Here is a 24,082-nt window from a genome sequence, read left to right as displayed (position 1 = left end):
CCGATATTTTAACGGTTGATTGAGGTTGCCTTACTCGGCTTTTGTGATGAGTGACTGGTAGCGCATGGCGTGCTGGTCGAAGCCGGCAGTGTCGGAGGGCTTGTAGGTTTTCAGTTCAAAGGATTGCTTCACAACGCTGCGGATAGCGGCGAGATCGGCAAGATTGCCTGCGCCCATGGCTTGTGTAAGCGCGTTGCCGATGGCGGTGGCTTCGTATGGGCCAACAATAACAGGAAGATTAATCGCGTCGGCTGTCATCTGTTGCAGCAACTCATTTTTGCCACCTCCACCCACGACATGGAGGACATCCATTTTGCGGCCGAGTAGTTCTTGTAATTCATGCAGTGTGGTGCGATAGGCAAAGGCGAGTGATTCGAGGGCGCAACGAACAAAGGCGCCGGATGAGGCGGGGTTGGGTTGATTTGTTTTTTGTGCGTAAGCGGTAATTTTGGTGAGCATGTTACCAGGCGTAGCGAAAGGTGGGTCTGCTGGGTCAATCAAAGTTTGGAACGGCTTCGCTTCGGCGGCGGCTTGCGTGAGTTGGATATAGTCGAAGGACTGGCCTTGAGATTCATAGTCGCGGCGAATTTCCTGCACTAGCCAAAGGCCGGCGATATTTTTGAGGAAGCGGATTTTGTTTTCGACGCCGCGCTCATTTGTGAAGCCAGCGCTCATGGCACTGGTGTTGACAATTGGTTCGTCGAGTTCGGCACCCATGAGGGACCAAGTGCCGCTGGATAGATAGGCCCAGTTTTGATTGCTGTTTTGGTCAACAGGGACTGCTGCGATGGCGGAAGCGGTATCGTGTGAGCCGGGAAGGATGACGGGGATTTTTTGATCCAGTTTACAGTGTGACGCGATTTGATCGGTGACGGGACCGAGTGTGCTGCCAGCTTGGAGGGGTGTTTGTGAGAGGAAGCTGGTGGGTAGGCCCAGTTGTTCGAGCAGTTCAGTATCCCACTGGCCGGTGCGAGGATCGATCATTTGGCTGGTGGATGCGATGGTGGCTTCGTTGGCAGGTTTATTGGTGAAGAAGTAATGGAGCAGGTCGGGCATGAAGAGCATACGTGTAGCATGATCTATGGCGGCGGGTTCGGCCGCTTTTTGAGCGAGGAGTTGGAAGAGTGAATTGAAGGGCATGAATTGTACGCCGGTGCGGTCATAGAGGTTTTCGTCACCGAGCTTGTTGAGGGCGGCTTGCATGGCGGGTGGGTTGCGTGGATCGCGGTAAGCGAAGGGGAGGCCGAGGAGTTGGCCAGATTTGCCAAGCAATCCAAAATCAACACCCCATGTATCTACACCGAGTGAGATGAGTTGGATATCGTTTTCCCGGGCATGCTGTGCGGCTTTGGTGAGGCCGTCGAGTAGGTTCCGCCAGAGGTCGAGCAGCGACCAGTGGTAGCCGGAGGGCAGATGTTGAGGGAGGTTGGCAAAGCGGTTGATTTCGATGAGTTGAAGGCGGTTGTTTTCGAGGACTGCAAGCATGGTTCGGCCGGACTCGGCGCCGAGGTCAAAGGCAATGTGCCCGTGTTTCGCACTGGTACTCATCAAAAGGCTCCTGATAAAAACGGCTGCCATTTGCATCGGAATGGCGATCAAAGATGATCAGATTATATCAAATTATTTCGTAAGTTATCATGTCTGTGTACTGCTGTTTTGAAACAGGTGGTGAGGGGGAAGGCGGGGGCTGATTTGATGCAAGAGCGGGCTTGTGGAATCACAGAACCACAGAGGGGAGCGTTAGAGGCAAAATGAGTTCAAGAGCAGGAATGATTATGGGTTGTGTACGTCGCATGCTCCGTTGCATTCGAACTTCTTGAAGGATTTGGGGAAGTGGGTGCGCTGGTACGGGCCGAGGGAAAAGGTAATGTCGGTGTAGATGTGTTTGGTGTCGCCTTCGTCGGGCTTGCGGCCGAAGCTTTCATATTGGCGAGATGCGAATCTTCGGCCATGGTCGTCTTGCAGGTCGGGGCCGGTTGAATAGACGACGATGCTGCCAGTAGATGGGTCGTGTTTGTAGAGGATGGGTTTGCTGGTGTAGAGGTCGGTGGGGATGGCGGGGAGATAGCTGGGGACGAGGTCGGTGAGTTTGGATGGGTATGAGCCGTGATCGAGTTTATAGAGGTGGCAGGTGAGGGCGGTGCGGGTAAGGTCGAGACGGGCTTGAGAGAGTTTGAGTGAATCATACGAGCTGCGGTATGCATCAAGCAGATAGTGTGCGACGGCGGATTCGTCGCTGGCGAGTTGATTGATTTTCTCTTGAGGTAAGTCATCAAGATATGGTTGATTGATTTGCGATTGAATAAATTCAGTGATCATGGTGGCGAATGCGATTTTGTTTTGTTCGGGGAGTGTTGGGTCATTGGTAAAGCGAGTGATTTGCCGCCGGGTGTTCGCCAGGTCGACTTTCATTTGATCGAACGTATCATCAAAAAGTTCGGGGGATTTATAGTCTGCTGTTGCGCTTGAGTTGGCCTCTTCAGTGGGGTCTTGATCGTCTCCGATGAACATGGTGTAGACTTGAGCTTTCTGCGTGAGCAGTTCAATGGCTTTGTTGGTGTCGAGGTTTGAGAGCATATCGGCGCGTTCGATGATGAGTGAGGTGATGAATTGCTTGTGGAGGTTGATGGTGCTGAGGTGGGCAAGTAGATTCCGGGAGGTTTGTTTGTCTGGTGGCGAAGAATGGAGTTGTTCCTTGATCATGTATTGGGCGAGGGCGTAAAGGGATTCGCGGACGAGGGGTGCGATGAGGATAGGTTCATTTTGAAGGGCGTTTGCGATGTGGATGGTGCGGGTGATGTTGTCGTAGGCACGGTTGTGCTGCTTTTGATGATTGGCGAGGAGCGTATCGGTCTGGAGCAGGTGGGCGAGCTTGCGGTGGTAGACATACACCTTTGCGATGGATAGGTGGTCGTTTTGATAGTTCTGGAACCATCGTGAGGGAGTGGAGGGATCAAGTTTTCGGAGCGCGGTGAGGGCGGGGGCGTTGTCGTTGAGGTAGTGTTGGATGTTGGCAAGATGATCGTCTGGGATGGGCGAGGTGATGTCTTCGATATGTTCGCACCAGAGGTCATAGCTCTTGCAGTTGGGGTAGCCGTGGGTTTGTTCATCGTAGGGGATGAGCTGGGCGAAGATGTTGTTGTAGGCTTGGGCGTTGTTGGGTGAAGGGGCGGGGGGAAGCCAGGCGTCAATCTCGTCGGCGGCGGTTGGATAGCCTTGGGTGCGGAGGTGGGCGATGAGGGAGACGAGTTGTTGCTGTGGGGATGGGCCAGCGGTTTGTGATGGGTTTGGAGCGTGCCTAAAAAGTGCGAAGGCGAAGATTGATGGGGTGATGAGGCTTGCAATGATGATGAATGTTTTGCGATACATACCAAGCTCCGGAGGATGAGAGTTCAATCGTGATTGTATGAGATGTGTGAGAGCAGCGATAGAAAAGACGGTGAGATAACCCGCATACTGAGCATGTGTGTTTGTCTTTGATAGAAGAGCAGCTATGAATGATGTTGGTCTAAGCGATGATTAGTCGTTGGGAGAGGAAGGGGGAGTCGTTGGTTCAGTTGTTTTTTTGACGAGGTTGATGGCGGAGGTGATGTAGGGGAGGCCGGAGACAACGGTGGCAATGACGGTGGCGTAAACGAGGATGTCACGGCAAGTGGCCAGTAGCCAGTTGTAGGTTTCGCTGTGGCTGGGGTGTTCGGGGTTGAGGTAGACAATGAGCAATACAAGGGGGATGACAATGGCTTGCAGGATCATCTTGATCTTGCCCCATTTGTTGGCTTGGAAGTTGATGCCATCGCCTTCGAGTTCGCCGCGGATGCCGGTGACGAGGAGTTCGCGGCCGAGGATAACAACGACCATCCAAGGGTAGATGCCGGAGGCCATGTTAAAGAATTCGCCATCAGCGGCACGCTCGGGGATCACAAAGCGTGCACCCATGAGATAGATGAAGGCGCCGACGACGAGGATCTTATCACAGAAGGGGTCCATGATGCGGCCGAACTTTGAGACGACATCCCAGCGGCGAGCGAGGTGGCCGTCGAGTGCGTCGGTGATCGCGGCGAGTACAAAAAGGACGATGGCGGCGATGAGGATGGGTGAGTGGGAGGTTTGTGAGTCGAAGCGGAATTGGTTGAGGATGAGGAAAAAGATGCCAGCCAGGAAGAGGCGGAGGACGGTGAGCATGTTGGGGAATTGGCGGTACATGTTTACGTTCTCTTTGGGAGGGATAGGGTACTTGGCGATGGTTCGTTTATTTTAGTCGAATGGTGTGGGGAATGTGTAGGGTGAAGATTTTTCAGGTTGGTGTTGTCGGGGTGGGTGAGATGACTCCGCCCACAGAGCGAGCGGGCTTGAGGGATGATGAAGTGTTTTTAGAGGTTGTTGAATGAGTTTGCGGCGGCGAGTCCGGCGAGGCGGCCGGTGTTCCAGGCGAATTGGAAATTGAATCCACCGATGCGTCCATCAACATCAAGTATTTCGCCAGCAAGGTAGAGATCGGGATTGATGCGTGATTCCATGGTGTTGAGGTGGAGTTCGGTGAGGGGGATGCCGCCGGCAGTAACTTCGGCGTAGTTCCAGCCTCGGTGGGTATGGATGGGCAGGTCGAGGGCAAGAAGCGTGTGGGCAAGCGCCCGGCGGTCGTCACGGGTGAGATGGGTAAGTTTGGTGTCGTGGGGAATGCCGAGGTGCTTGTCCAGCAAGATTTCAGCGAGGCGGTTCGAGGGAAGCAGATGCTTGAGGTGTGAGCTGATGGCGCGCTTGGGCGAGGATTGCGCGATGGAGAGGAGGTGCTGTTCAAGCGCATCGAAGTTGGCGAGGTCGGGGTGGTCGGCGGCAAGGAGATTGGCGGTGAGCGTGGGCGATTGGTCGGGGGTATTTTGAGCGAGGATAAGGAAGTGTCGGGAGAGGTCCATGGCGGCCGGGCCAGAGATACCGAAGTGGGTGAAGAGGAGCGATTTGATGGGGAAGCTTCGCGGCTTGCCGTTCTGCGGCGAAAGTGTCAGCGGCGTGTCGATAGCGATGCCGGTGAGTTTGGTGAGGTAGTGCGATGGGTCGTGGTAGGTGAGTGGGACGAGTGCGGGGGAGGTTGGGGTGACGGTGTGGCCGAGGGATTTTGCGAGTTCGTAGCCGAAGCCGTCGGAGCCGGATTTGGGAAGGGATTTGCCGCCGGAGCAAAGGATGATACGTTCAGTAGTGATGGGTTTTTGAATCGTGGAAATGCGGAACATTGCGTTACCGTCTAATCGAGAGATAGATGTGACGCGGTGGTTGGCGAGGAGGGTGAGATTGGGGAGACGATTCACTTCGCGGAGGAGGGCGTCGAGGACGGTGCGGGCGGAATCGGATGTAGGGAAGAGCTTGCCGGTGGGTTCGGTTTTGAGTTTGACGCCGAGTTGATCGAAGATGTTGATGGTTTGTTTGACGGTGAAGGACTTTAGGATTTTTTTGACAGCGTTGGTTGAGGGAGCGTTGTAATCTTTGGGTGTGACGGATTTGTTGGTGACGTTGCAGCGACCTCCGCCAGAGACGAGGATTTTTGTGCCGGGGGATTTGGCGGAATCGAGCAGAGCGATGTTGAGATGAGGTGCGGCATCTGCGGCATGAATCGCTGCGAAGAGGCCTGCTGCGCCGGCGCCGATGATGGTGATATTGTAATGATTTTCGTTCATGATTGCGGGTTGAAAAACGCCCGGGGAATGGATCCCAGGGCGCGGTTGTTTGTATCTGTGCCGTTTGTTTCCCAGTGGCGGCGGCAGCCGAATGCCGGGCTTGAGGTGATGGGGCTTTTCGGGGGTTATTTGAGGAAGTCGTCGAGTTTCAGGCCGCCGAGACCGACGCCACCGACATCGCCGAGGCCGGACTTAAGATTGTCAGGCTTCTTGCGTTTGGCAGAGGGTGTGTGGGCGTGTTGCTTGTCGGGGCCGCGATTACCTTGGCGAGGCGAAGCGCTTTGTGATTCGGCTTCGAGTTGCTCAGGGGTTTTGTCGACAGCTTTGAGTGAGAGCTTCACTTTGTGTTCTGCTTCATCGATTTCGATAACGCGGAACTTCGAGGTGTCACCGACCTTGAGGACGTCCTCGACGGTGCGGACGCGCTTGTCGGAGAGTTCGGAGATGTGTACGAGCCCTTCGATGCCGGGCTGAAGCTCGACGAACGCGCCGAAGGTTGTGGTCGAGATGACCTTGCCTTCAACGATGTTGTACTTGGCATATTTATGTTCAGCGCCGACCCAGGGGTCGCCGGTGGCGGCTTTGAGTGAGAGCGACATCTTGTGTTTGTCAGGGTCGATGGAGATGATCGCGAGGCGGACCTTGTCGCCGACTTTAACGACATCTTCTGCGGAGCGGACGCGGCCCCATGACATTTCAGACATGGGCAGCAGTGCTTCGACGCCGGCTTCGAGTTCGACGAATGCGCCGAAGTTCGCGGTGCGGATGATGGTGCCTTCGACATTATCGCCGACTTTGTATTTGCTTGCGACAGAATCCCACGGGTCTGGCTGAATCTGTTTCATGCCGAGTGAGATGCGGTCTTTCTCAAGGTCGAGCTTGAGGATTTTAACTTCGACTTCTTGGCCGACTTTGAGCAGGTCGGAAGGTTTACCGACATGTGAGTAAGCCATGTCGGTGACGTGAACGAGGCCGTCGACGCCGCCGAGATTGACGAAGGCACCGAAGTCAACGACGGAACTGACGGTGCCTTTGCGGATCTGTCCGACTTCAAGTTCGGAGACTGTTTTATCGTGCGCAGCTTTTTGTGCGATTTCAAGGTGTTGGCGACGTGAGAGCACGACGCGTTTGCCTTTGTGATCGATCTCCTGGACGAGGCCGGTGAGCTTTTGACCGACGAAGGGCTCTAGGTCGTCGACGTGATGGATGTCGACTTGCGAGGCGGGCATGAAGCCTTTGATGTTGCCGACGAGTTCGAGTTCGAGACCGCCCTTGTTGGTGGCGGTGGCGCGGGCTTCGATGGACATGCCGGGTTTGAGTTGTTGCCAGTTGGCTTGTGAGACGGCACCTTCACGTGAGAGGAAGACGAGGCCTTGCGCTTCATCGACATGATCGACGACAAAATCCATGATCGAGCCGAGGCGTGGGGGGCGGTCGAATTGTGCAGCTGGGACAACGCCTTGGAGTTTGACATCGTCTGCGAGGTCGATGAAGACATCATCACCACGGATGGCGGCGATGCGACCACGCTTGATTTGTGAATGGAATTCTTTCGTGCCGGAATCGGATTCAGCTTGCGCGGCTTTGAGCTCGTCTTCTTTTTGCTCGTCGGCCTTCATGATGTCGTCGAGGGATTGTCCGCCGAGGGCATCATCGATTTCTTTTTGCAAGTCAGCTTGTGGGTTGGATGCGGGAGCTGCTGGTGCTTCAGCAGCGGGTGGTGTTGGTGCAGTCCCTGGTGCTATGGGCGCGCCGGGTGCTAGTGGCGCTTCAGGGGCTGGAGCGTTTCCGGGAGCGGGTGGTGGTGTTTGTGGCACGGCCGACTCCGAGGTGTTCTGCGGCTTCGGTGCTTGTGACGGGTCTTGATTCATCGAGTCCATAGAAATACATCCATTGTTAAAAAGAACAATAGCTCCAGCTTACCCGCGTTGGGGGTGAATATCCAATCTGTTAGGGCGGATTGGACCCGCTGGGGAGATGATATTCTAGCCGATTATGGGGTGGTGAGATGTTGAGAATGGCGCAAATAAAATCGAAGTGGTTTTGGTGCCCATTCCTCTGCGTAGGCGACGCCAATACGAGGCGTGGCGACGATGTGCGAGGATGGGTAAGCACGTTTGCGGATTTGGAGGATGCAGAGGGGGGAATAGGGGGTAGGAGGCGTGGTGAGGTCGGTATTCCCATGTGTGAGATCAATGCCCAAGGCTTGGGTGAGCTTGGCGGGGCCGGAGCAGAGATCGCGGTCGCGTTTGGCTTTTTTGCGGCGTGTATACATAAGGGAGAGATTATCAGTAGGGGCGAGAGCACGGATGAGGACGGCTTGCGGTGTGTCGGCGGGGCGGGTGGTGACGTTCATGCAATGGTGCATGCCGTAGGTGAAGTAGACATAGGCGTGGCCGGGCGGTCCCCACATGGTTTCGACGCGTGGGGTGCGGTGGTGGTTATAAGTGTGGGCAGCTTTATCGTGCGGCCCGAGATAGGCTTCGACTTCGATGATCAGGCCGCCAACAAGCGTGTTGGTTTTCGGATCAAGACGTATGAGTTTTTGGCCGAGTAGCGCGCGAGCAACGGTGATGGTGTTGCGGTTGAAGAATGAGCGGGGGAGGGGGGAATGCATGATAGATCAACATGATAACAGTGTGGATCATTCCAGGATTAATGGAGGGCCTTACAGGTTTGAACTCGTGAGTTTGATGGTGAAAGCTATTTGGCTGAGCCGGCGAATTGTTTGTTGCGAGGGTTGGGGATGGCTTTGATGGATTTAGGTGGGTTGGCGGTGAGCGGGACGTAGGAAGCCCAGTTACGTAATGGGAGGAAGGCGATAGCCATGACGGCGAGGTTGGCTGCGATGAAGGCCCATAGCCAGAAGTAAGCGGAGGACATGAAGCCGTAGGAGTGCAGGCCGACGCCGAGCATGTTGGTGCCGAACCATGAGAAGGCAGTGATGACGTTGCCGAGGACAGCGAGTGCGGCGATACCGCGTTGTTTGATCATGCCACCCCATCGCGCGTGGAGGATGATGGCGGTGAGCAGGACGATGAGGACGGCGCCGTTTTCTTTGGGGTCCCATCCCCAGAAGCGTCCCCATGATTGGTCGGCCCAGATGCCGCCGAGAACGGTGCCGACGAAGGAGAAGAGCAGGGCGAAGGCGGTGGTGGCGTAGATCATGCGGGTGATCTTTGCGGCAAGGTCTTTGGTGAGTCGTTTGGTATAGACGCCGAGGAGGATGTAGTAGAGGGCGATGAAGCCAGCGAAGAAGACGGCAGAGTAGCCGATGGTGACGATGATGACGTGAGTGGCGAGCCAGAAGTTTGAATCGAGGACGGCTTGCATCATCTGCATGGTGTCGCCGGTGGCGAGGTTATGGGCGACGATGAGGGTGGCGAAACCGATGAGTGAGCTGAGTAGGAGGGCGATGCCGTTGCGGTTGAAGTGTTCAAAGGCAAGAGCGATGACGATGGTGAAGTAGCCGATGAAAACGGCGGAGGAATAGAGGTTGGTGACTGGGGGACGTTCGGTGATATAGATGCGGGCAGCTAGCGCGAAGGTGTGCAGCGCAAAAGCGATGAGGATGATGGTGAAAGCGAGTGAGGGGAGGAGCTTGCGGAAGATGGATTGCGGTGGGTCGGTGGTGTTTACGTTTGCGGTGGAGGTTGAAAAGAGGAACGAAAAGATCAGGAGGATGAAGGCGGCAAGGTAAAGCACGAGCCCGGCATAAAAGGGCTGGAGCTTGTTAAAGAAGACTTCAAAGTCAGTCTTGGTGATGATGTTGGGATGGTTCTTTTGGAAGTCTAATAGATGGTTAGACAGGGCGGCGCGGTAGTTGGCGGCAGGCGCCTTCTCCGCGGCAGGGGTGATGAGTTGTGAGGTTGAAATGATGTAGGTGCCTTGCAGATCTTGCGGCATGGAAGTGGGGAGTGAGGACATGAGGGTGGCAAAGTGCATGAGCTTGGCTTGCTCGAAAGTGCCTTCGGCAGTGAGTGAGGCGGAGAGGAAAATATCTTGTAGATTCTGTGCGGTGGATGAAAGAGGTTGCCGGGTATGAGCGGCGGATTGCATGGCGGTGGTGAGCGCGATCCACTCGCCCTCGGAAGTATTTAGATTGTTTTTTGAGGGGGGCGATGGTGGTACGTAGTAGGGGCGTGTGAGTGTTTGCAGTTCGCGATAGGCGCGGAGCTTGTTAAAAAGATTGATGATGTCGTTCTGGTAAAGCGAGCGGTCGGCGGCAGCGATCTCGTCGGCTTTCTGTGCGTGATCCGAAATGGTCTGGATGTGCGGTGAGAGCTGGCTGAAGGAGAAGAAATGCTCTTTGGGGTCTTCAACTTTGAGCATGTCTTTGATATCGGGATTGTCGTTGCGGAAGATTTTATATTCGGCGGCCTCGGCGGGATGGGACAGGATGTTAAACAGCACAGCGGCGGCGGAGTATGTGTTGCCTTGATCGTCACGGTAGGTTTGCTTGTCACGGATTTGCAGCAGGGTCGAACGGGCGACAGTGTCGAGCGGCTTTACGCGGCCTTGATCGGTCACAGGGATGCGCGCAAAGTCGGCGAAGTTGTATTGATCTGTGTTAGGTGATTTGTCCGGACGCATCATCGGCGACGCGATGTAGCCAAGCGCGATTAGTGCGGTCAAGGTGATGATCGCATAGTGAAGTTTGGGACGTGGTGTGAGTGGTGTGCTGGCGTTTGCGGCAGGAGCGCGTGCTTTTTTACTTCCGGGGGAGCGCGTGTACTTGATGAGCATGAGGACAAAGTGCAGCAGCAGACCGAGGGAGACAAAGGTGCAGGAGATGTAGGGCAGGGTCCAGCCAGGGTTGTCGACGACTTGAAGGACAGATTGGCCGATGCCTGCGTTCATCTGGTACTGGAAGAAGGTTTGCCCGCGGTAGCGCATGGGGTGGTTCATCCAGATATGAACGTTGCGGTCCTCGTTGTTGGCGGGATCGACGAGTCGAATGTCGGAGGCAAAGTTTTTATTGATGGTGGACCCGACGAATTGTTCGTGGGTGGCTTTGATGAGATGAATTTGATAGGGGTGGTAAATGCGTTTGAAGCGGAGGGCGAGTTGCCAGGTTTTGCCTTGGCTATCTGTGATGGGTTGGTGAGCGGTAATGAGTGGTGAAACGATGAAGGTGCCAAGCGGTTTGTCGGAATCGTTGGGGCTAATTGTGAGATAGGCAGCAGGTGTGTCAGAGGATTGATTGAGGTCGGTGCCGGTTTCGGCGCGTACGGGCATGGCGAGATAGAAGTCGGTGCCGAAGCCTGCGGTGGCGGGGTTGGAAAGTTGGGTGTGCGGGTTCATCGCGGCGCGCTGGAGGTCGACGATGTTGGCAGCGGGGTAGTATTTGGTGACGGTAATGTTGAAGGGGAGATCAATGTTGGGTGAGGCGTTTCCAGGGGAAACAGGTTGGCCGGTGTTGAATGCTTTTTGGAGGTGGGATTGTGGGATGGCGATGACGGTGTCGGATTCCGGATCGCTGGTGTCGATGAGGACGAGTTCGGTGGTGCGGATGTCTTCAGAGAAGTTGGCATAGGACCCTTCGGTAAGGGTCATGTTGGATTCGACGGCGAAGATGCCGGTGATGAATTCGCCGAGGAGCAGGACGATGAGTCCGAGGTGGATGACGAGGATACCTGTGCGTTTGGCGGTGATTTTGAAGGTGGTGATGAAGGCGGCGACGAGGTTGAGCAGCAGGAGTGCGCCGAGGAGGAACCCGCCGGGGAAGGGGAAGGAGAAGTCCGGGGCGCGGAAATTTTGCGGGAGGATGTGTTTGAGGGGGATCATGACCATGAGTGATCGGAAGTAGGTTCCGACGACGGTCCAGTTGCCTTCGAATCGTTGGGCGAGTGTGCCGAAGAAAACAAGGATCATGGTCAGGACCATGAGGAAGACCATGAGCTTGAGTGATGAGAGCGATTTGAGGAGTTTGTTTTTACGGATGTCGGGCATGATGAACTTATCTTTAAAGGATCAGTGATGTTGAAAAAATGAAAATGCGGCAGCCTAATCGATGGTTAGAGTGAAGTGATGGTGATGGAATTGAGAAAAGTGATGAAAGCGGGTTTGAGCTCGCCGATAGCGGGAGATGAGCCAGCCGCTTTGATGAAGTAGGTTTTGTTTTGTGCGGGGACCGGGAGGTAGGCGATAAGGAAGGATTGTGTTTTGTCAGCAGATTGCATGTCGTAGAGCGAGCAGTGGATGCCGGAAGGAAGATCGATGTGCTGTTCGGGTTGTTGCGCGATGTCGGTAATGGGTGGGAGGGAGAGTTGGCCACGCCACCGGTTTATGTTGGGGATGCGTCCGCCGGCGTTGCCGGTGAGGGAAGAGATGGTGATGCGGATGGTCTGGTCGCCTTCGCCGGTGGTGAAGGCGGCAGTGAGAAACTGAGTGGCGGGTTGCTCGGTCCAGGATTTTGGGGCGGTATAAGTGAGCGTACTATCAGAAGCAGAGGCGCTGCCTGTACTGCCGGGGGCAGGGTGGTCGGCTGGTGCGATCAGTGGCGTGGGCGGTTTGGTGAGTTGCGCCACGTGCGGCGGGTCTTTGGGACGGGCATCCTGCGTGATAGGTTCGTCCTTGCAGGCAGAGAGTGCGGCCAGCATGATCAGCGGCACGATGATCCTGAGGTAGAACCATATGTGATGGCAAGATTGAATGGGGTGCGGCCGAGCGGGCTCGGGAGCAAGAAGGGCGACGGGAGAAATGGGGGGGGACCCGTGAATCATTGGTGGCACCTCGTAAACGCGCCGGGAGCGGTGCGCGTAGAGATAGGTTACATTGAGTCATAAGTTGGTTCAAAAAACCGTGAGTGGACGATGAAGGAACTGCCGTAGGCAGATAGAAATAGTTCGTTTGTGGATAAGGAAAGGTTCGCCAAATGGCAGAACAATTCATCCAAGCCGGGGTTGGCGTTAATGTGCTGCTGGTCGGTGTTGGCGGGATGTTGGGAAGTCTTTCTCGATACGGGGTAGGAAAGTTCGTGCACTGGGCACACCCGATGGAAATGAATGAATGGCCGTTGTATGTCAGTGCGAGTGGGACGATTATGGTCAATGCGCTGGGGTGTTTTTTCTTTGGCCTGATTTGGGGGGCATTACATGAATGGAAGGCAAGTTTGTCGCCGATGTTGATGTTGGCGCTTTTGACGGGGTTTATGGGTGCTTTTACGACGTTCTCGACTTTTGCGTTTGAGGGATATCAGCTTTACGTACGACATGGTATCTGGAGTGCGGCGGGTTATTGGTTTATCCAGAATGTCGCGGGGTTTGTGTTAGTCGTCATTGGTGTAGGCGTGGGGAAGCTGATGTATACGACTTGGTTGGTGGGCGAGTCGGTGGGGTGAGTTGGGAAACTGTGTCACATCAAGAATACGATCTACATTAGCATGGGCCTGGTAAAAAAGGCCTGATTTGTCTTTTGCAGAAATGTCTGGAAAAGTGGAATGTTACGCTGGTTGCGGCGTTGGCATAGATATGCTGTGCGGCTACACTGTCGTGCTTGTTGTCGTGTTAGCAGTGAATGACGAATACACGAGGAGTAGGGCTGATGCCCGGAAAAACAGAAGAATTAGACGGGAAGCGCCGGCTTAAGGCGCGTCAGAGTGCTGTGGTTCGCTTTGCGGGCGACAGTGGTGACGGTATGCAATTGGCCGGCACGCAGTTTACGGATACCAGCGCCATCGTCGGCAATGACGTGGCGACGCTACCGGATTATCCAGCCGAAATCCGCGCTCCAGCCGGGACCGTGGCAGGTGTATCTGGTTTTCAGATCAACTTTTCCAGTGAAGATATCTACACGCCGGGCGACAAGGTTGATGCGCTGATTGCGATGAATCCAGCGGCACTGAAGGCTCACATTCCCGAGGTTAAGCGCGAGGGAATCGTGGTCGTTAACGAGAGCGAATTCACCAAAACGAATCTGAAGAAGGCAGGGTATCCCGCTGGACACAATCCGCTCGAAGATGAAGTTTTCCTGGAAAGCTATCAGGTTATGAGCGTGCCGATCACGCGGCTGAATGAAGAGTCGCTTGCTGAATCAGGGATGGGCGCGAAGGATATTGGTCGGTGCAAGAATATGTTTGCGCTTGGCATTATCTACTGGCTGTATAACCGGCCATTGGAAACGACTGAACGTTACATCACCAATTATTTTGCTGAGAAAAAGAACAAGCCAGAAGTTGCGGAAGCGAATATCAAAGCGCTGCGCAGTGGGTATTACTTCGGTGAGACTGCTGAACTGTTTACTGAACGGTATCAGATTAATCGCGCGGACATTACGCCGGGCCAGTACCGTAAAGTCGTCGGCAATGAAGCGCTGGCGATGGGCTTGGTTACAGCTAGCAAGCTGTCTAAACGCGAGTTAGTCTACTGCTCGTACCCGATTACGCCGGCTAGCACGGTGCTTCATGCTTTGGCGGGTTTGCGTCACTTTGGCGTGAAGACGTTTCAGGCGGAAGATGAAATCGCGGCGGTTTGCGGCGCGATTGGTGTAAGCTACGCAGGTGGTCTTGGTGTCACCGGTACAAGCGGTCCAGGGCTCGCACTGAAAAGCGAAGCAATCGGTCTTGCTGTGATGACGGAACTTCCGCTGGTGATCGTCAACGTACAACGCGGTGGCCCATCCACAGGCTTGCCGACAAAAACAGAACAAAGCGATTTACTGCAAACACTCTGGGGGCGTAACGGCGACTGTCCGGTCGTGGTCATTGCGCCGAAGAGTCCTGCGGATTGTTTTGATGCAGCGATCGAGGCAAGCCGAATTGCGATGACGCATACCGTGCCGGTGGTGTTGCTGACCGATGGTTATCTGGCAAACGGTAGTGAGCCGTGGCCCGTGCCGAAAGCCGAGGAGCTTGAACCGATTGTTGTACCGGATGCGCCTAAGTTGGAAGAGGATGCAATCTTTGCACCGTATGACCGTGATCCGGAAACCTTGGCTCGTCCTTGGGTGAGTCCGGGTGTGAAGGGTTACGAGCATCGCATTGGCGGTCTTGAGAAACAGAACATCACGGGTAACGTCAACTATGATCCTGAGAACCACCAAATGATGACGGCGGTACGTAAGGAAAAAGTTGATCGCATTGCGAATGTGATTCCACCGATCGAGCCGTTTGGCAGTGCGAGTGGTGAATTGCTCATTGTTGGTTGGGGCGGTACGTATGGTTCGATCCATACAGCTGTTGAAAGCCAGCGTGAGAAGGGCCGTGATGTGTCGAGCATTCACTTGCGTCATATGAATCCGATGCCAAGCAATCTTAGTGAGGTGCTGAAGCGGTTTAAGCATGTGCTTGTGCCAGAGTTGAACACGGGACAACTTCGGTTGCTGCTACGTAGTAAATATCTGGTTGATGCACGTGGCTTGAACAAGGTGCAAGGCAAACCGTTCCTAGTTGAAGAGATTGAGCAGGCGATTGAGTTGATGCTTGAAGATGGTTTTGGCGATCATGAGTATCTGATGCCGCGTAATCATGCGGTCTCCACAAGTGATCAGAATTACGATTTCATGACGAAAGACGGGAGGGCAGAATAATGAGTAGTAACTCACTGCCTGTTTTAAAAGCGAAAGATTTTGCCTCAGATCAGGATGTGCGCTGGTGCCCCGGTTGTGGTGATTATGCGATCCTGAATCAGGTAAAGAAGGTGCTGGCCAAGACCGGCGCTCAAAAAGAAAACACCGTGTTTGTAGCAGGGATTGGTTGCTCCAGCCGATTCCCGTACTACATGGGCACGTATGGTGTGCACTCCATTCACGGGCGTGCGCCGGCCATTGCGACTGGTGTAAAGATCACCAACCCCGAACTTGATGTCTGGGTTGTAACTGGCGATGGTGACGGCTTGTCGATCGGCGGCAATCACCTGATGCACGTGTTGCGTCGTAATGTGAACATCAAAATTTTGCTGTTCAATAACCGTATTTATGGTTTGACCAAAGGGCAGTACTCACCAACCAGTGAGATCGGAAAACGTAGCCCGTCCTCACCGATGGGTTCGATTGATCCACCACTGACACCGCTGTCGATCGCACTTGCCGCCGAAGCAAGTTTTGTGGCCCGCTGCGTAGACGTGGACAAGAGTCTTGGCGAAGTGCTCGAACGCGCCAGCGCCCATGAAGGCAGCGCGTTTGTTGAGATTTATCAAGACTGTAATGTTTTCAATCACGGCGCGTATGAATATGCGACCAACCGTGATGAGAAGGAAAACAATGTCTTGCGTTTGGAGCACGGTCAGCCACTGATTTTTGGTAAGGAACGTGATAAAGGGATCGTCTTCACCGATGCGAAACCTGAAGTAGTCACGCTTGGACAAGGTGGTATCACCGATGCAGATATCGCGGTGCATGATGAGAACGATGCGACGTTGGCGTATTGTTTGAGCCGTTTACGTCAGCCGGAGTTTCCGGAGCCGATGGGCGTGTTCAAGAGTGTAAGCAAGCCATTGTATGAAGATTTGCTTGTCGGGCAGATTGATCATGCTAAGGAAACCCGCGGCGAAGGCACGTTAGACGACTTGTTTAACATGGGCGATGTCTACACCATCGAAGAAAAAGATAGCGAACATCAGTTGCACGATTAAAACACCTCGCTTGTATGCCAGATGAGTCTCAGAACGTGGGGCATGAGATCTGGGATCTGAGGCATGGCGGTTCGGATTGATACCGCTATGATTCAACCTATTGAAACACGGACACCCATACTGGAAAGTGTGGGTGTTTTTATGATGTATTGTGTGTCTGTCTTCGGGGCTGGGGGATCGGGTATGATGAGGCAGCAATGTGTGAGAATTCATGACGTTTGATTGAGGATTGATCATGGCAGATTGGCTAAACGAGATGGTGGGTAAGATCACCGACGCTGGATTAAAGTCGGCAACCTTGGAATTCAACGGTGGTTCACTTTTGGTGACGGAGAAGGCCGGCCGAGTGATTGGTTGTGCGGTTGATGGCGTGGATGAAAACTTGTTTTATTCTGGTGGCGAGATCGAGCCGGGCTACTACGGCGGTGGTGATCGTGTATGGACAGCTCCGGAAGTGGCCTTCTATTGGCCGAGCCTTGAGAAGGCGCGTGAAGACGCCATCAAGTGGGCGAAGACGCCCGCGGATGTTGATCCCGGTGATTATAGGATCGTTGAGGCAGGTGCGGGGCATGTGGTGATCCGTAATGCGGGAATGAACCTTGTGGATGGCCGCAATAGTAAGAAGATATCTTTGGACGTGACGCGCAAAATTTGTCACGCCGAGAATCCAGACGGTTTACCGGCTGGTGTGAAGTGTATGAGCTACAGTATCACCAATGAGTTACAGGTGACGGGAGGCGATGAGGGAGCGGTTGTTGGGGTGTGGGATATTTTGCAAGTCCCGCCGCGTGGAACATTGATTTGCCCGCTTGTGAAGCCATTGTCCGCCGAGGGGCCGACAAGCTATTACGATCCGTTTGGTGATGTCCATGTGCAGTGGGATGATGATTGTGTGCGGTATCTGATTGATGCGAATCGTCGCACCAAGATGGGGATCAAGCCTGAAGATACGACTGGGCGAATGGGTTATTATCGTGAACTGGAAGGTGAGATTGCAACCATGATCGTGCGTGTATTCCCAGTGCTGCCGGGGTTGCCATATGTTGATCAGCCGATTACGAATGATGCGGACTGCGTGGCTGGTGGCGATGTGCTTCAAGCATATAACGACGATGGGAGCTACGGTGCCTTTGGCGAAATGGAATATCATGATGCAGGTGTGGTTGTAGGTCAGACCGATCACCATCGCAGTGGTACGTGCGTGACGCATGTTCTCAGTGGCAGTATTGATGATGTAAAGGTAGCAGGACAGACGCTACTAGGTGTCGATATCAGGCCAATCTGATGATGAGTATATTTGATGCAAATAAAGAACCCCGGTCAGATGATCGGGGTTCTTTTGGTGTGTATTTCTCTTGTAGCCTCACCTAATCATGAGATAGATTTATGCGTTGCGCTGCAATTTGGTGATGCGACCACCTATGATCCATTCGACGACAAAGATATTGCCGTCAGCGTCCACGGTGAGGTCATGCGGCGAGTTAAATTTGCCAGGTTGAACGTGTTCAGTTCCTTGCAGATTCGGCCAACCTGATACCGTGGTGATACCATCATTGTCCCCGACGGAGGTGATGACTTTGTCGTTCTCATCGAGGATTTTAATGCCGGTGAAAAGTTCGGGAATGTAGGTCTTGCCTTCATGGAAGGTGAAAGAGCAGGGTGAATGGCAGGTGTCGGTAACTACGCGGAGGAAATTGCCTTCTGCATCAAAGATTTGTAATCGCTCATTACCGCGGTCTGCAATGTAGAGTTCAGGAGATGCTTTGTCAGTTCGGAAGGCGACACTGTGTGGGCACTTAAAGTGACCTGCGCCTTGTTCCCCGGACAAGGCAGAGATCCAGTTGCCATCTTTGTCGTAGCGGTGAACCAATGAAGAACCGTAGCCGTCAGCAACCCAGATATCGCCGTTACCACCGTGGCGTTCCTCGTTGACCGCGACCCATGTGGGGATATAACTGGCGTTGTCGTAGGCAGGGTGATCAGGTTTTTCGATATTCATGATGGTCTGGCCATCAAGCGTAGTCTTTACCACTTCACCGGTGTGTTCATCGGTTAGCCAAAGATAATCGGTGCCGTTCTCGTTGACGATGGACATGCCGTGGGCACCGAAGAAGCGTGAGCCCCACGCGTTGAGCAGTTCGCCTTCGGGGGAGAAAATTAGGATGCCCGGGTCGGCCTGGTTATAGATCACGATGTTGCCATCGGATGTTACGACCGCGCCGTGTGTGCGGCCAGATTTACGGCCAGATTCCGTGTCGGGAATGGTCGCCCAGTTGTCGACCCAAGTGTAGGTAAAGGATTGATTTTCGACGGTCATGATGTTGCCCACCTGTTCTGTTTGAGTTTGAAAAGAGAGTATTGTTTCTTGGTGTACTCAATGCACCTATAAACTTCGCGATCGCACGGAACGAATTGTGCAGATGTGATGCGTGTTTTAGTCTCTGAATCTAATTCGTTGTGGCAGGTTTTATACTACCTCAGCCATTCATTATGCTGATATATGCTTGGTATGCCAGCTTTAATCGTATTCAGCGAAATCTTAACAGTTTGTGTGTAAATGATATCTGCCCGTTAGGGACTATTGAAGAGGATTGTTTCTCCTGAAGTATATGAATCTGGATCATTGACACACGTAAGAATTTTCGTTGCGACATCCGCAGGGTCGAGCGTTTTTTCGGTTGGGATCATTTCAATTGGGAAGTTGGCGCGGAGCATATCTGTTTCAACAGCTCCCGGTGCGATAGCCACCGCGCGGATGCCGTGCTTTTTTCCTTCGGCCGCTGCAGCGTGTGTGAACATGTTCACACCAACCTTTGCGGCTGCGTAGATTGAAAATCCTGGGAAAGGGTCGACCGATGCCATTGATGAAATATTGATGATCAGCCCCGTTTGCCGTGAAACAAAGTGCGACCAAACTGCCTGTGTGAGTAAGACCGTAGCTGAAAGATTGATATCAATGCAGTCGTGCCAAGTTTCGGGTGTGATCTTGTCGATGCTCATCATCGGCGCTGAGCCAGCACAGTTGATGAGTATGTCGATGTTATCGAAATGCTTGTGTGTTTGTTCGGCGGCCTGTCTTGGCGTATCGTCTAATGATAGATCAAGTGGCAAGATCAGAGGGTTGCAATCATCAGGGTTTGGCGATGACTGTTTCATCAGTACCGCCGTCTCTTCAAGGTTGCTTTCGGTGCGCGAGACGATGGCGCACTTAATCCCATGCTCGGCCAACTGAATAGCGGTATCGCGCCCAATGCCTGAGCCCGCTCCTGTAACGATCGCAATTGAAGAAGAATGATTTTCCATATTCATAGCGTAGCGTGTTGCGCGCGAATGGGTAGTGGTCCGAGGTCTTTCCCTGATGGGGGGTGTTCAGGAGGGAGGATCGCCGAAGAATGGTACATGATTGAAATGAGAAACGGATCAATTCGCCTGTTTACGGTTTTTGGCATCACAGTCTATCTGCACTGGTCATGGTTTCTTGTAGCAGTCATTTTTATTGGTCTGCCGCAGTTTGGTTTGAACTCTATTTGGGGTGTGTTTGTTTACCTTGCGTTATTTGGGATTGTGTTGATTCATGAATTTGGTCATGCACTTGCCTGCCGGAGCGTCGGGGGTAAGGCAGATACGATTGTGCTTTGGCCGTTAGGGGGAATCGCGTTTGTCCAACCGCCGCAACGTCCGGGCGCGGTTCTGTGGTCGATTGCGGCAGGACCATTGGTCAATGTGGTGCTGGTTCCCATCACTTTTGTGTTGATGTACGCCATCGTGGGCGGCATCCCGCAGGGACAAGCAAGCGGGCTGAAGTACTTCATCATCGCCATTACCTATATCAACCTTGCACTCTTGATCTTCAATATCCTCCCGATTTATCCGCTTGATGGCGGGCAAATTCTACAAGCGATCCTCTGGTTTTTTGTGGGTCGTACCAAGAGTTTGCGTATTGCCTCAGGTATTGGTCTTGTTTGTGCCGTGGTTGGTGGTGCGGCCTGTTTGGTTTACGGCGAAACCTGGCTGTTTATCTTGGCGTTGTTCATCGGATGGCAGGCTTATAACGGTTGGCGAGTTGCGCAGTATATGGCGATGCAAGATAAACAAGACGGTGACCGTCGTTAATCAGTTTTCAAAACACTTCATCTATATCATCAGTATCTAGTGCCCAGCGGGGAAGCCGTCCTTGTGAGCATCGATATAGGCTTGATTGACTTTAGTCGGATCGCCATAGCGATTGCCGGCTCGATCTTTACCACGAGCCAAATAAATGCTGAGTTGATCCTTGGAATTGTCGGTGTGTTTGACCGCGGTCGAGATGAATCGCATGGTGTATCCGCAGCGTCGCATATTACCGGTGTTGGCATTTGACCCATGAATAATACGGCCATCATGCAGTGAAGCCTCCCCAGCATCCAGTACGCAATCAACGGCCTTGGATTCGTCATACTGCGATGGATCAATCTCGGAATCGAACACGTTCTCTTCGGCGTTTGCGCTGACATAATCGCTGAAGCCAGCCTTGCCACTGTTGTGAGTCCCGGGGATTACACGCATGCAGCCATTGTTTGGCGTGGAAGGATCAACCGCAAGCCAAACGGTCACTACGTTCATAGGATCAAGTCGTCCTCGCCAGTAGCCAGAATCTTCATGCCACGGCACGCGCTTGCCTTTGCCCGCGGGCTTACAAATAAAGTGAGATGCAAACAATGCAATATCCGGTCCGATGATCGGTTCGACGAGATCCAATACGGCATCATCGAAGATCCAATCAAACAAATCCGGATGCAGTAGGTGTGGTACATCCATGTGTTCGGGGCTACGCATGCGCGGATCGTGTTGCCATTCTTCAAGCAGTTCATCAAATCGCGCAACAAGTTTCTGAAACTTGGTTGGCGAGTAAACCTGTTGCTTGGGAAGAAGATAGCCCTCGGTGTGATACTGCGCGACCTGTTCGGCTGTGAGTCGAGGTTTGGCATACGTTGTCATATTGGATTTGGTTTGGGTTGTCATCACACAGGCTCCATGATAAGTTTATTTGAGAATCCAAGATTAGTTACATAAATCAAATAAATCTTGCACAATAAAGATAAATTATTACGCTAAATTGATATGTGGACTGAAAAATACACTATTGATCAATTTCTTCGAGATGAAGAATGGTTCCATGTGCGTCGTGCGGAGCACACACATTTGTCACGATTGCCGTTGCATCGTCAGAATTATCCAGAGGTGTTTTGGCTTGAACGTGGAAGAGGAGAGCATCATATCAATGGCAAAGTTATGAAGGTTAATGCTGGTGATTTAATCATGATGCGCGCAGGGGATCGACATACGCTTTTGGCTCGACGTGATGAAAGATTTGTAATTTGCAATATCGCCTTTAGGCAATCACTATTGCAACAACTACGGAAGCGCTACGGATTTGATGAGCATTGGGTATGGCAGGGTGATGGACGAGCAGGGGTTGGTTTGCCAAGTATGTTTGGTCTGGTTGAGAAACAGATGATGCAGCTTAAGGAATGGGCCAACGAATTAGCTGCAGGGACGCAAAGCCGATTCACGATTGAACGTTTTCTGATCAATGTGATTGATTTGCTGATGCGTGATCGGCAGGTGACTAGCGAAGATAATTGTGTGATGCCTGATTGGTTTTATAAAGGGTTGCAGAAATATCGGCAGCTTGAGGTGCGCGATGGCGTATGTAGTGGTGCAAGCGAATTAGCAACGCTTTGTGATAAATCAGTTGAACATGTGAACCGTATGATCAAAGAGGTTTATGGTGTGACCGCGACACAATATTTGAATCAACTACGTATCGAAAAAGCGGCGCAGCTTTTACGTATGACAGGTTTGTCTATTGTTGAAGTAGGCGCACAAGCAGGCTATGAGAATCACGGCTATTTCTACAAGCGATTCAAGGCGCACTACGGTATGACTCCACGGAAATATCGTCTTGCCGCACAACGGATGGTCTAAAAAAGGGGGAACCGTAAACATAAAGGGTGTCTACGGCTCCCCGGGTGGGGGTTAGGTTATTTTGAACTTATTTACATTTTCGCTTCGACACGTCCGTCAGCATAAACCACCGCGCGGAATGTTTGATTGGTTGTTGGTCGCGATTCAACAATGGCAAACTGTTCCGGTTTCGTTATCTGCTTTACATTTTGAATGTTGTGATGGTTGACCAAGCTGAACTGTTTGAGATTAATTGGTTTGTTTAGAAAGCTCGCAAGTGCGTACAGATTTTGAGGTAATTCGCCATCATGGCTTTCTAGATAAAGCTGATAGGCAAGGCCAACTTCACGTGCATCATGCATTTCAATACGTTGTGCTGGTGTTAGCTTCGTGTACTGAGAAGAAGTGCAAGCAACTAAACCGATTGTCATAATGACAAGTAATAATGAGGTTAATATGGTGGCACGACAGTTCATTTTTGGTCCCTTTCCGGAAATTGTTTTCGCGCGCAGGTTATTCAAAAGCTGGCCTGTATCTTGCGCGATCCACGTCATCAAATAGATCATGGCTCTGTTCTACCAGCAAAGACGTACTGCCGGTGATTGTATTTCACAGAATATTTGGATTTGGGAAAAAACCGTAGAAATGTCGCAGAAATGAAGTACGAAACACTTTGGTTGCTTGGTTTTACGATAGAAGCATTGATTCTTCTGCGCGTTGCCAATCTTTGCCATCACGAGTAATGGGGTAGTAGAGGGTGTCGCGTTCGACGGGGGTGTAGCCTGCTTCAATGATGGCGGTTTTTAGTGTTGTGGGTGTGACTTCCTGATGGGTGCCTTGGCCTTCGGTTTTGGTAATGTCATACCAAACGACGGTGCCGTCCATGTCGTCAACGCCGTAGTCCAGCGCGATCTGAGCGAGCGGGAGGGTTTGCATGATCCAGAATGCTTTGACGTGTGGGAAGTTGTCGAGCATGAGTCGGGAAATAGCAAGCATTTTGAGGTTGTCTAGGCCGGATGGGCCGGGGAGGTGCTGGAGTTCTGAATTGTCGGGGATGAAGGGCAAGGGGATGATCGTTTGGAAGCGGCCAGCATGGTTATTGTTGATCGCTTCATCTTGAGCGTCACGAAGCATGGTGAAGTGATGGACACGGTCTTCGAGCGATTCGATGTGGCCGTAGAGCATAGTGGCGTTTGTCATGAGCCCAAGCTTGTGGGCGATGCGGTGGACATCGAGCCATTTGTCAGAACGGATTTTGCCTTTAAAAGCTTCATCATGCACGCGGTCATCAAACACTTCGGCGCCGCCGCCCGGGAGTGAGCCAAGGCCGGCTTCTTTGAGGTCTTGCAAGACGGCTTCGATATCGTTCGGTCGTTTGGAGATGCGTGCGAGGTGGACAATCTCAACGGCGGTGAATGCTTTGATATGAATATTGGGTGCGGTTTCGCGAATCGCACTAAGCATTTCGGTGTAGTAATCGAAGGGGAGGAAGGGGTGGAGCCCACCGACGATATGCATCTCGGTCGCGCCGGCATCAAGAGCGGTGATGGCTTCTTTGCGGATGCGATCCATGTCGTATTCGTAGGCGCCGTCTTGATCACGTTTACGGTGGAAGGCGCAGAATTTGCAGGAGAGAGCGCAGATGTTTGAGTAGTTCAGGTGGCGGTTGATGTTGTAGTAGGTGGTGTGGCCGTGGAGGTTTTGGCGGACATGATTGGCGAGACGGCCGATGGTGTAGATGTCGGCGGATTGGAGGAGGGTGAGGCCATCTTCGGGAGAGAGACGTGCGCCTGCAAAAACCTTCTCGGCGATCGACATCAGAGCGGGGTCGGTGATTTGATTGATCGTGTTCTCGTGCATGGGCTTATGATACTGTCTCCGCGTGGTGAGTGTCGA

Annotated in this window: 19 protein-coding genes; 6 read left to right on the top strand and 13 right to left on the bottom strand. The window is 52.8% G+C overall.

The annotated features are described in order from the left end of the window. Positions 1-30: 30 nt before the first annotated feature. The 8 genes from ACQ6WK_RS09070 to ACQ6WK_RS09035 all read right to left on the bottom strand — a co-directional run bounded on the left by ACQ6WK_RS09070 (position 31) and on the right by ACQ6WK_RS09035 (position 12,394). The gene (locus ACQ6WK_RS09070) at positions 31-1,548 is read right to left on the bottom strand and encodes a rhamnulokinase (protein WP_432797062.1); all 1,518 of its coding nucleotides are present in this window, start codon (positions 1,546-1,548) and stop codon (positions 31-33) included. Between the two features lie 225 nt (positions 1,549-1,773). After that, positions 1,774-3,369 carry a hypothetical protein gene (locus tag ACQ6WK_RS09065; RefSeq protein WP_432797061.1) on the bottom strand — a complete coding sequence of 532 codons (1,596 nt, stop codon included), beginning with the start codon at positions 3,367-3,369 and terminating at the stop codon, positions 1,774-1,776. A gap of 150 nt (positions 3,370-3,519) precedes the next feature. After that, the gene (locus ACQ6WK_RS09060; RefSeq protein ID WP_432797060.1) at positions 3,520-4,203 is read right to left on the bottom strand and encodes a CDP-alcohol phosphatidyltransferase family protein; all 684 of its coding nucleotides are present in this window, start codon (positions 4,201-4,203) and stop codon (positions 3,520-3,522) included. Between the two features lie 167 nt (positions 4,204-4,370). Beyond that, positions 4,371-5,669 (bottom strand): NAD(P)/FAD-dependent oxidoreductase, encoded by a 1,299-nt coding sequence (locus tag ACQ6WK_RS09055; RefSeq protein ID WP_432797059.1) that lies wholly within the window; start codon positions 5,667-5,669, stop codon positions 4,371-4,373. Between the two features lie 125 nt (positions 5,670-5,794). Further along, the gene (locus tag ACQ6WK_RS09050) at positions 5,795-7,549 is read right to left on the bottom strand and encodes a S1 RNA-binding domain-containing protein (protein WP_432797058.1); all 1,755 of its coding nucleotides are present in this window, start codon (positions 7,547-7,549) and stop codon (positions 5,795-5,797) included. 113 nt (positions 7,550-7,662) lie between these two features. Further along, the gene (locus ACQ6WK_RS09045) at positions 7,663-8,286 is read right to left on the bottom strand and encodes a DNA-3-methyladenine glycosylase (RefSeq protein WP_432797057.1); all 624 of its coding nucleotides are present in this window, start codon (positions 8,284-8,286) and stop codon (positions 7,663-7,665) included. Positions 8,287-8,372: 86 nt separating this feature from the next. Beyond that, a complete protein-coding gene (gene ccsA / locus ACQ6WK_RS09040) occupies positions 8,373-11,621 on the bottom strand; it encodes a cytochrome c biogenesis protein CcsA (protein WP_432797056.1) in 3,249 nt (1,082 codons plus the stop codon). 65 nt (positions 11,622-11,686) lie between these two features. Continuing rightward, positions 11,687-12,394 carry a hypothetical protein gene (locus ACQ6WK_RS09035; RefSeq protein WP_432797055.1) on the bottom strand — a complete coding sequence of 236 codons (708 nt, stop codon included), beginning with the start codon at positions 12,392-12,394 and terminating at the stop codon, positions 11,687-11,689. A 152-nt stretch (positions 12,395-12,546) separates the two neighbouring features. Between ACQ6WK_RS09035 and ACQ6WK_RS09030 the strand changes: the two genes are divergently transcribed. From ACQ6WK_RS09030 to ACQ6WK_RS09015, 4 genes are all read left to right on the top strand, one after another. Beyond that, positions 12,547-13,011 carry a fluoride efflux transporter FluC gene (locus ACQ6WK_RS09030; protein WP_432797054.1) on the top strand — a complete coding sequence of 155 codons (465 nt, stop codon included), beginning with the start codon at positions 12,547-12,549 and terminating at the stop codon, positions 13,009-13,011. Positions 13,012-13,214: 203 nt separating this feature from the next. Next, positions 13,215-15,197, top strand: coding sequence for a 2-oxoacid:acceptor oxidoreductase subunit alpha (locus ACQ6WK_RS09025; RefSeq protein ID WP_432797053.1), 1,983 nt, complete (start codon positions 13,215-13,217; stop codon positions 15,195-15,197). Further along, complete coding sequence (locus ACQ6WK_RS09020; protein WP_432797052.1) at positions 15,197-16,240, top strand: 2-oxoacid:ferredoxin oxidoreductase subunit beta; 1,044 nt, start codon at positions 15,197-15,199, stop codon at positions 16,238-16,240. Before ACQ6WK_RS09025 ends, ACQ6WK_RS09020 begins: the two co-directional genes overlap by 1 nt. Before the next feature lie 235 nt (positions 16,241-16,475). Continuing rightward, positions 16,476-17,525, top strand: a complete 1,050-nt coding sequence (locus ACQ6WK_RS09015; protein ID WP_432797051.1) for a DUF6786 family protein — start codon at positions 16,476-16,478, stop codon at positions 17,523-17,525. 99 nt (positions 17,526-17,624) lie between these two features. Here ACQ6WK_RS09015 and ACQ6WK_RS09010 read toward each other — a convergent pair whose 3' ends face one another. Next, on the bottom strand, positions 17,625-18,557 hold the full coding sequence (locus ACQ6WK_RS09010; RefSeq protein WP_432797050.1) for a hypothetical protein: 933 nt from the start codon (positions 18,555-18,557) through the stop codon (positions 17,625-17,627). A 254-nt stretch (positions 18,558-18,811) separates the two neighbouring features. Then, positions 18,812-19,543, bottom strand: a complete 732-nt coding sequence (locus ACQ6WK_RS09005; protein WP_432797049.1) for an SDR family NAD(P)-dependent oxidoreductase — start codon at positions 19,541-19,543, stop codon at positions 18,812-18,814. A 96-nt stretch (positions 19,544-19,639) separates the two neighbouring features. On the opposite strand from ACQ6WK_RS09005, the gene ACQ6WK_RS09000 reads away from it, so the two are divergent. Then, entirely contained in the window at positions 19,640-20,353 is a 714-nt protein-coding gene (locus ACQ6WK_RS09000) for a site-2 protease family protein (RefSeq protein WP_432797048.1), read from the top strand. Positions 20,354-20,389: 36 nt separating this feature from the next. Here the strand turns inward: ACQ6WK_RS09000 and ACQ6WK_RS08995 are convergent, their stop codons facing one another. Further along, positions 20,390-21,241 carry a phytanoyl-CoA dioxygenase family protein gene (locus ACQ6WK_RS08995; protein WP_432797047.1) on the bottom strand — a complete coding sequence of 284 codons (852 nt, stop codon included), beginning with the start codon at positions 21,239-21,241 and terminating at the stop codon, positions 20,390-20,392. 99 nt (positions 21,242-21,340) lie between these two features. Here ACQ6WK_RS08995 and ACQ6WK_RS08990 point away from each other — a divergent pair, with 99 nt between their 5' ends. Continuing rightward, positions 21,341-22,207: an AraC family transcriptional regulator gene (locus ACQ6WK_RS08990; protein WP_432797046.1), complete on the top strand. Its 867-nt coding sequence runs from the start codon at positions 21,341-21,343 to the stop codon at positions 22,205-22,207. A gap of 71 nt (positions 22,208-22,278) precedes the next feature. Here ACQ6WK_RS08990 and ACQ6WK_RS08985 read toward each other — a convergent pair whose 3' ends face one another. Together ACQ6WK_RS08985 and mqnE are read right to left on the bottom strand one after the other, a co-directional pair. Next, a complete protein-coding gene (locus tag ACQ6WK_RS08985) occupies positions 22,279-22,740 on the bottom strand; it encodes a hypothetical protein (RefSeq protein WP_432797045.1) in 462 nt (153 codons plus the stop codon). Between the two features lie 133 nt (positions 22,741-22,873). Further along, positions 22,874-24,046 (bottom strand): aminofutalosine synthase MqnE, encoded by a 1,173-nt coding sequence (gene mqnE / locus ACQ6WK_RS08980; RefSeq protein WP_432797044.1) that lies wholly within the window; start codon positions 24,044-24,046, stop codon positions 22,874-22,876. Positions 24,047-24,082 lie beyond the last annotated feature (36 nt).

Origin of the sequence: Poriferisphaera sp. WC338, from assembly GCF_050931845.1 — a bacterium.
Classification (GTDB): domain Bacteria; phylum Planctomycetota; class Phycisphaerae; order Phycisphaerales; family Phycisphaeraceae; genus Poriferisphaera.
This window is presented reverse-complemented; position numbering and strand designations above follow the sequence as displayed.